This window comes from Ectothiorhodospira shaposhnikovii (assembly GCF_016584105.1).
In the GTDB taxonomy this organism is placed as follows: Bacteria; Pseudomonadota; Gammaproteobacteria; order Ectothiorhodospirales; family Ectothiorhodospiraceae; genus Ectothiorhodospira; species Ectothiorhodospira shaposhnikovii.
This window is the reverse complement of the sequence record NZ_NRSM01000053.1, coordinates 1-8825: the sequence shown is the minus strand read 5'-3', so window position 1 is coordinate 8825 and position 8825 is coordinate 1. Positions and strand designations below refer to the sequence as shown.

Here is an 8825-nt window from a genome sequence, read left to right as displayed (position 1 = left end):
AGCTTCTTGAGCACTGCTTCCCGGCGTTCTTCGGAGTACTTCATCGGAACCCTCTCGTCGCCCCCTTCAGGGTTTAAGATTCTAACAGCAGGTCAGGTTCCAACTACTTTGCCAGCGGGGGCATGGCTCGGGACGAAAGCGGGAAAATACAAGCACTGGTGGAACAATTCATGGCGGAGACGACACGGACTCCGCGCATCGAATTGATGACGTCGATCATGTACGAATGGGTAGGCACTTCTGATCTCGATGCTTCGAGCCGGGGAAATTTTATCGACGCCAGAAAAGTGATCGTATTAGAGAGTTTCCTGGGCGAACCATTTATTCAAGGTGGATCGCAAAATCCGAGACAGCAGGCTGCAAGGTTGCTTGAACAGGCTTTCAGCGAACTTACTCAATCCATGTACAAAGAATTAATGGCGCAAACTCATTTCAAACCTTACCTTGATTCGATAGAAATGGTATTCAGCGAGGATGGCATTACATTGGATTTTACAGCCACCGACGCCTTGTTTGCAGAATATCGCGCGGAGAATAAGTTGATTGCTCTTGATGAACTGATCGAGTTCAATCAGCTCATGGGGAAAAATCTGGTTCCCTTGGGATGGACCGGCACCAATCTGCTTCTTGGTTGGCTCCAGGAAGATTTTGGCATGGGCAGCCTTCCTGAAGGTTTTGAAAGTGACTTCGTCATTTACGGATCCGGTACGTTGCACGGCACCGACGGTGATTCGATTCTCATTGGGGACGAATCCAACAACCGCATTTATGGCCAGGGCGGCAACAACACCCTCATCGCCGGAGACGGCAACAACCACCTCTACGGCGGTTCCGGCGACAACCTCTTCATCATGGGCGGCGGCACCGACCGCCTCTACTCCCAGAACACGTCTTCCAACGACATCTATCGCTTCGGACGGGGGAACGGCAGCAACACCATCTACGAATACGGCGGATCGGATGTCATTGAACTGGGCCAGAACATCGCCGAGGAACATGTCACGGTCCGCCGCAATGGCGCCAACCTGGTGCTTACCCTGGATACAGGCGAGTCAGTCACGGTGAACGGCATGTTCCAGTCAAGCACCGGAACACTCAACGAAAACCGTGCCGTCGAATTGATCCGCTTCGCCGATGGCACCGAATGGGATATCGACCGCATCCGTACGGAAGCCCTCAAACCCGCTGTGGGCGGTGAAACGATCTATGGCTTCGATACCGACGACACCCTCCAGGGCGGCGACGGTAATGATCGCCTCTACGGCGGGGGTGGCAACAATACCCTCATCGCCGGCAGCGGCAACAACTATCTCTACGGCGGTGCTGGCAACGACACCCTCATCGGCGGTGAGGGCAATGATCGCATTTATGGGCAGGGCGGCAACAACACCCTCATCGCCGGTGATGGCAACAACCACCTCTACGGCGGTTCCGGCGACAACCTCTTCATCATGGGCGGCGGCACCGACCGCCTCTACTCCCAGAACACGTCTTCCAACGACATCTATCGCTTCGGACGGGGGAACGGCAGCAACACCATCTACGAATACGGCGGATCAGATGTCATTGAATTGGGCCAGGACATCGCCGAGGAACATGTCACGGTCCGCCGCAATGGCGCCAACCTGGTGCTTACCCTGGATACAGGCGAGTCAATCACGGTGAACGGCATGTTCCAGTCAAGCACCGGAACACTCAACGAAAACCGTGCCGTCGAATTGATCCGCTTCGCCGATGGCACCGAATGGGATATCGACCGCATCCGTACGGAAGCCCTCAAACCCGCTGTGGGCGGTGAAACGATCTATGGCTTCGATACCGACGACACCCTCCAGGGCGGCGACGGTAATGATCGCCTCTACGGCGGGGGTGGCAACAATACCCTCATCGCCGGCAGCGGCAACAACTATCTCTACGGCGGTGCTGGCAACGACACCCTCATCGGCGGTGAGGGCAGTGATCGTCTCTATGGTGGGGCGGGTGATGATGTTCTGATTGCCGGTATCGGAGATCGCCTATACGGCGAAGACGGCAATGACATCCTCATCGCCGCCCGTGATTCTCATCTGTACGGGGGACGAGGTGCCGACCAGTATCACTTTCAGGGCGATTACCACAATAGCCGCATCCATTCGGTCAGCGGCGCTCCCAACATGGAAGATACCGCGCACTTCAATGATGCGTCAGCGCAGGATCTGTGGTTTCGAAGATCCGGCAATGACCTTCTCATCGATGTCATCGGCACCGAGAATCAGGTTCGGTTTATTGGTTGGTATCGAAATGCCGACCATCGAGTCGGCGAAATCCATGCGGGTGACATGGTGGCAAGCGCGAATCAGATTGATCAACTGGTACTCGCCATGGCCGAATTTGCACCGGAAGGGGGCGGCATTCACACCGAACTGACAGACGACATGCGTAATGCACTGGCGCCCACACTGGCAGCCAGCTGGTCAGCTGCCGCCTGAAATCAATCCTCAAAAACTTCCCCGCTTCATGGCTCATCCTGCCATGAAGCGGGACGAGGCAATCCACAACGACTGTCAATGAGCTGAGCAAGACTCATGACCGACATCGCCAGCTTGCGGCGCCGGATACCGGCTGCCAGATGCAGACCGCAGCCCACATTGGCGGTGATGAGTACATCCGGGCTCAGGTCGACAAGGGCATCCAGCTTGGGGGCCAGCAGCCGGTCGGCCATGCGCGGATGGGTCAGCATGTGACTACCGGAACCGCCACAGCAAAGGGCGTTGTCCGGCAACGGGATCAATTCCACACCGGGCAGGCGCCGCAACAGGGCTTCCATCAACCCATGCTCACGCAATACGTGCCGCAGGGTACAGGGCGTATGGAAGACCACCCTGAGGGGGGCATCGATCAGATGAAGGGGTGTCAGGTCCTGGCACGCCAGCAAACGGCATAAGCCGGTCACCCGATCACCGAACCCCTCCCCCCCCGCATCCTGCAAATGGGCACGACAGCCGCTGTTCAGGCTCAGGATGGGCCCCTCCCCTCCGACGAAGACCGCCCGATTGCGGCCAGCAAGCTTCGCCGCGGCCCCGGCACGGCCGGCATGATGATCCAACGCCCCGCAGCATGCCTGTCCTTCAGGCAGTACGACCCGGTAACCCAGGCGCCTCAGCACCCGGGCGGCTGCCTCCAGCGAAGGCCCGTCAAAGGTCTCCGCAGTACAGCCGGAAAACAGGGACACCGTACCGCGCACGTCGTCCATCAAGGCATCCGCCGCGGCCGGACGTCCCGGGGCAGACAGCCGCGGCGGGTGCGCCACATCCGGCAGAAAGGATGCCGCACGGGCCGCACCCGGCCGGTCATCCGCGCCCACGCGGCCGACCAGTCTGCCTAGACCCAGGCGCCCTGCCACCCTTAGACCACCGGATGCCACGCGCCTGGCTCCGGCATGGCGCAGCAGATACCCACCGACCAGACCGGCGCCTCGCGTCGGCGGGATCAGGCTCGCTCGCGTCGCATCCATCAGGCTGCCGAAGGGCACGCCGGAGGGACAGACTGCCTCGCAGGCACGACAGCCCAAACATCCTTCCAGGTGCCGACGCACCGCAGCGTCGTCCCGCAAGGCACCACTCATCAGACCTTGCATAAGGGTGATGCGGCCACGGGGTGAGTCACCTTCATCCTGGGTGACCCGATAAGTGGGGCAATGAGGCAGGCACAGACCGCATTTCACGCAGCGGTCGGTATTTCGCAGAACTTCGGCGTGGTTCATGGCACGACAGGCTTGAAAAGCGGCGACATCGGGGCCTTCCTTCGGTGGCAAGGGCGGGATCTGTTAGAGTATCCGGTTTCGTTACGCCCCCATATGCCCGGATAGATCATGTCCCGCAAACAGCTGTCCTTCCATTGTATCAGCCTGCTGCTGCTCTCCTTGCCGCTTCAGAATGGGGTAACAGCAGGGGCTGGAGCGGGCATGCGGAACTGGGGGCCATCCTGACCTGTAGCAGGTCATCCCGTTGCAGGCGCGATACGGGCATCGGCCACGGCCAACCCATAGTCCTTCAACAGCCGCAAGCACAGCCATCCTTTATGAAGCGGGCCCTCCCCCCATCAGGCCGAAGGGACTTGAAGATGAGCCTAATCGGCATGGTGCCAAGCGGTACGAGCCGCTGACGACACAAAAACCAATCCTGAATTAGAGACCAGATAGGCACGATGGACGCTGGGCCGCTATCTAGGATAGCCACTCGCGTCGAAGAAGGGCGTACTGCATGGTGTTTTCATAGATTGGAGCCCCACTGTCATCGTTTCTGAAAGAGACAAACTCCTTGAAAACCCCTTCCTGCCGCATTCCAAGTTTTTCGCAGAGCCTCTGGGAGGGCGTGTTCGTTTCCTCCACATAGGCGTACAGCCGACGTGCTGCCCGTTCTGTAAAGAGATGAGTGAACAGCGCAGCGGCAGCTTCATAGGCGTAGCCCTTTCCACCGAAGCCAGGATTGAAGTTCCAGCCGACCGAGAAGGTGTCGCCCTCCGGCTCAGCGAACAAATCACCAATGAGTTTGCCGGATTCGCGCAAACACACTGCTATGCTTTTGTCGTCCGTGCTCCGCTCTGCCACTGCATGCTCGGCATCATTCATGTTTGCGAGCGCAAGCGACAGAAAGCAGCCTGCTACTGGCTCATGCAGATACTCGAAAAGATCCGCCGCATCTCGCTGAGTGAACGGCCTCAGGACAAGGCGGCTGGTCTCAATGGTCTCCATTTGCTTCTTCTCTAAGATGGTTAAAAATTCAGTGACACTCACAGCAGGGCAGCGTGTGTAGCCGGTTGGAAAAACTGGCTCTTAGCTTCACTTCAGCAGATGAAACAGTTCGAACGGGCAAGCGGGCATCCAGTGGCTACTTCAACTGTGCATAGGGTCCCGAGTATTAGTGGACGAATAGGCGTGGAATACTCACTCGCGCACATTATCGCGCTTTTCACCGATACGGCAGAAAAACCGCCCCTGCCCCATGCGCGGAGGGAATCACACAGCACCGCCCGGCAGGGCAGCGCTGACGTGCCAACATTTCACCTTCTGCTGGGCGTCCCACATCCGCCCATAGCGGCCGGCGAGGGATAAAAGGTCATCGTGACCGCCACTTTCAATTAGCTGGCCGTCCTCCAGAACCAGGATCTGGTCGGCCCCAACGATGGTCGATAGGCGGTGAGCAATCACCAGCACCGTCTTGTGACTCACCAAAGCATCAATGGCCCGCTGAACCGAGATTTCGCTCTCTGTATCCAAGGCAGCGGTCGGCTCGTCGAGGATGACGATGGGGGCATCCTTAAGCAGGGCCCGAGCAATGGAGATGCGTTGCCGTTCACCTCCGGACAGGCGCCCACCGATGTCGCCCAGCGGGGTCTCCCAGCCCTGAGGCAAGCGCGAGATGAAGTCCAGGCACTGGGCTGACTCGGCCGCAGCCCGAACCTCGGCGTCGGAGGCATCGGGACGGGCCATGCGGATGTTATTCATCACTGTGTCATCGAACAGGTAAACATCCTGGAAGACCACAGAAATCAGGTCATGCAAGTGATCGACAGGGATGTGCCGCAGGTCCACTCCGCCGATACGGACACTCCCCTCCTGCGGGTCGAAGTGGCGCAACAGAAGCCTCGTCAGGGTCGTCTTGCCGGACCCCGACGGCCCGACCAGAGCCGTCAGACTACGTTCGGGCAGCGTCGCGCTAAAGCTGCTGATCGAGGGACCACCAGCATTCGCATAGCGAAAGGAAATCCCTTCGAAGGTGATGTCGTAACAGGTCGGCACGGCGGCGGGTACGCGCTGTTCCAAAGGATCGATGGCGAACAGGGTCGAGATACGCTCCAGGGCCGATTCGATGAGTTCAAGGATCGCAGTGTAGAGGATAAAGGTGGACAACGGCTCAAAGAAACGCGCCATGATCACCAGCAGGGCGGCAAGTACGGCGATGTCCAGCGACCCATCGAGCACAAACAACACACCCACTGCGAGCACGAATAGCAGACCCAGCTCTACGATACTGGCAACGACGATGTTGGGCTTGGCACCCTTGCGGTGGCCATAAATCTGTATGTCCTCTAAGCGCTTGAAGGTTGCTGACAGCCGCTCAGCCTTGACACCAGCCTGACAGGCTGCCCGCAATACAGGCATCCCCTGCATGTATTCGAGAACATCGGCACTAGCCTGCTGGTGCGCTTCGCCCAGGATACGTTTACCACGCCCCAGGGCCGGCCGCCGCCAGCGATAGAGCGGCACTATGGCAGGAAACACCAGTAGCAGGGCCACGGCCATGCGCCAGTCCACTGCCAGCAACGCGACTGCCGTGGCCAAAGGGGTGACCACTGCGATGAAGATCAGGTTGAGGATGGTCAAAGTGGTCAGGAGGTTTTCATCAACGTTGTTGAGCACCATGGAGTTCATCTCACCGGTCCGCTTGTCCTGCAGAACTTCCAGGGGGATACGGCGCAACTGCTCACCCAAGCGGGTGCGCAGGCGATGGGTCGCCTGCGCCATCTGGCCGTCAAAGTCGAAGGCCTGGGCACGCCAGCGCAACACCGAACTGAGCACCATCATCACGGTGCAGGCCACCAGCCACGTTAGAGCCGCACCGATGTCTTGACGGGTGAAGATGGCGGCGAACAAGGGAACGATGCAGGCCAGAGCCAACCCCTGGAAAACCGCTGCGGCCAGCAACCCGATAAGGCTGCGGCGCAAGCGGGCGGCCCCTGGGCCTACGCTGTCGACCAACTGTCGATAGGTCGTGCGCCAGGGCGTTGGACCGGTCCTGCGCTGAGGAGTTGCGCTGTTGCTCATGACGTCGACTTCCGGGTTGTGAGAGGCGCCTGCCCGGCCTTGCCCAGCGCCCAGGACTGGGCTACCTCGTAGTTTTGCCAAAGGCGGGCATAGGTGCCGCCTTGGACGACCAAGTCGTCATGCCGTCCAGCTTCGACCAGATGCCCCCGATCGAACACCAGGATCTGGTCAGCGTCGCGGATTGTCGCCAGGCGGTGGGCCACCATGATGACTGTCTTGCCTTGCATCAAATGGGATAGCGCCTCGATAAGCGCCGCCTCGTTCTCAGGGTCGGCAAAAGCCGTGGCCTCGTCCAGAACAAGGATAGGCCGATTCTGCAACAGGGCGCGGGCGATGGTGACGCGTTGCCGCTGCCCCCCCGAGAGGAAAATGCCACGCTCCCCCACCTTGGTGTCGTAGCCCTCTGGCAGCGCCATGATGAAATCATGCGCCTGGGCTGCCTTGGCTGCAGAAATGATGTCGTCCATGCCAGCATCAGGCGCTCCCAGGCAAATGTTGGCAGCGATGGTGTCAGCAAACAGGAATGTGTCCTGGAAGACAAAGGCGACGTGTCTCAAAAGATCGTCGGTGTGCATTCGCCGCACATCGACCCCGCCGACCAGCACACGCCCATCAATAACGTCCCAGAAGCGCGGGATCAACCGGGCTACGGTGCTCTTGCCTGCACCCGAGGGGCCGACCAGCGCGGTGACCGTGCCGGGCCGTACTTCGAAGCTCACATCGCTGAGGGCGTCGGCGTCGATCGTGCCATAGCGGAAACTCACGTGCTCGAACCGCACGCCCGCGTCGTGCGGCCGCTCTCCCGCACCCTCGGGTACCGACAGGACCGGCGCGGCCATCACCTCCTGGATGCGGGCGATGCTGAGTTTGACCTTCTCGATCATGTGGCGGAGCATCATAGCCGGCATCATCGCTTCGGCCATGCCAGTGCACAATAACAGCACCGCCAGCCAGCGCACCGGATCCAGGTCATCCTGCCAAACCAGAACGGTACCCAACCACAGCACCAGAGCCAGGGTCGGCATCGGACTCAGCACCACCCAGGAGAAACGGGCCGGGAAGCCGGATTCCCGGTACCAGCGCGTCAGCACGGCCAGGTAGGTGTCCAGGGCTTTCTGATAGCGCCCGAAAGTCGCGTGCCCGGTGTCAAAGGTCCTGACCACGGGCATCGCCTGGACGAACTCGACGACCGCCGCACTCACGCGCTCGCGGGCATCGTTGTACAGGCGAGCCATCTCGCCACGTCTGCGCAAGGCTTGGCGCAAGATACCGAAGCCCAGCACCAGCACAGCCAGAGCCGCCAGTGCAAGCCGCCAATCGAGCCACAGCAACAGGCAAAAGGCGACCACAGGCGTGACGTAGGCCCGCGAGTACAACGGCGTACTGTCGGCCACAAACACATGCAGCGCCTTGACGTCGTCATGGATCACCTTGGTCAGCGCGCCCGCACCCTGGCTCTGCATATATCCTAATGACACCCGGGCCAGTCGATCGCTGAGCTGCATTCGCAGTATTCGCTCCAGCCGGAACGCCGCATAGTGAGACTGGTTAAAGGCGCCCAAGCGCGTCAGATATGTACCGACCGCACAGACCAGGACGCCCGCCATCAAAGCCAACGGCCACTGGTCGGGCGTCTCGATCAGTGCTTTGATCACCAACGCCAGAAATCCCATGGTCATCAGGCCAAGTAGCGACGAAACCGCCGCTATCACCATGGCGTAGCGAATCTGTCCACGTACCGGACGCATGATCGACCATGCATCGATATGAAGTGGTCCAATTGTAGCGGACACCCCGTTAAGCCCTCGTAGGCTATGCATTGGAGGTGTTCATGAGCAAGAAGGCACGACGTCGATACACGGCGGAATTCAAGGCTGAGGCAGTGGCGTTGGTTGAGCGCCAGGGGTATGGGGTGGCCGAAGCTGCCCGGTCTCTGGGAATCAATCGCAGCCTGTTGGATCGGTGGTTGCGCAAGGAACGTGAGCGGCAATCTCCCCAGCATGACCAACAGGAGGACCAG

At 59.8% G+C, this 8825-nt stretch carries 6 protein-coding genes; 2 read left to right on the top strand and 4 right to left on the bottom strand.

What is annotated here, in order from left to right; all coding sequences use genetic code 11:
* Positions 1–170 precede the first annotated feature (170 nt).
* Positions 171–2468, top strand: coding sequence for a calcium-binding protein (locus CKO35_RS16940; protein ID WP_200177294.1), 2298 nt, complete (start codon positions 171–173; stop codon positions 2466–2468).
* 26 nt (positions 2469–2494) lie between these two features.
* Here the strand turns inward: CKO35_RS16940 and CKO35_RS16935 are convergent, their stop codons facing one another.
* The 4 genes from CKO35_RS16935 to CKO35_RS16920 form a co-directional block, all read right to left on the bottom strand.
* Entirely contained in the window at positions 2495–3742 is a 1248-nt protein-coding gene (locus CKO35_RS16935; RefSeq protein WP_200177293.1) for a (Fe-S)-binding protein, read from the bottom strand.
* A 462-nt stretch (positions 3743–4204) separates the two neighbouring features.
* A complete protein-coding gene (locus CKO35_RS16930) occupies positions 4205–4732 on the bottom strand; it encodes a GNAT family N-acetyltransferase (protein WP_200177292.1) in 528 nt (175 codons plus the stop codon).
* A gap of 264 nt (positions 4733–4996) precedes the next feature.
* On the bottom strand, positions 4997–6805 hold the full coding sequence (locus CKO35_RS16925) for an ABC transporter ATP-binding protein (RefSeq protein ID WP_200177291.1): 1809 nt from the start codon (positions 6803–6805) through the stop codon (positions 4997–4999).
* The gene (locus CKO35_RS16920) at positions 6802–8553 is read right to left on the bottom strand and encodes an ABC transporter ATP-binding protein (protein ID WP_242467332.1); all 1752 of its coding nucleotides are present in this window, start codon (positions 8551–8553) and stop codon (positions 6802–6804) included. Before CKO35_RS16920 ends, CKO35_RS16925 begins: the two co-directional genes overlap by 4 nt.
* An 83-nt stretch (positions 8554–8636) precedes the next feature.
* On the opposite strand from CKO35_RS16920, the gene CKO35_RS16915 reads away from it, so the two are divergent.
* Positions 8637–8825, top strand: a 189-nt coding sequence (locus CKO35_RS16915) for a transposase (protein WP_200173378.1), incomplete at its 3' end; no start/stop codon positions are given.

Coding starts and splice junctions, on each gene's coding strand:
- CKO35_RS16940 (WP_200177294.1), top strand. CDS start 171: ATGGCGGAGACGACACGGACTCCGCGCATCGAATTGATGACGTCGATC.
- CKO35_RS16935 (WP_200177293.1), bottom strand. CDS start 3,742: ATGAACCACGCCGAAGTTCTGCGAAATACCGACCGCTGCGTGAAATGC.
- CKO35_RS16930 (WP_200177292.1), bottom strand. CDS start 4,732: ATGGAGACCATTGAGACCAGCCGCCTTGTCCTGAGGCCGTTCACTCAG.
- CKO35_RS16925 (WP_200177291.1), bottom strand. CDS start 6,805: ATGAGCAACAGCGCAACTCCTCAGCGCAGGACCGGTCCAACGCCCTGG.
- CKO35_RS16920 (WP_242467332.1), bottom strand. CDS start 8,553: ATGCGTCCGGTACGTGGACAGATTCGCTACGCCATGGTGATAGCGGCG.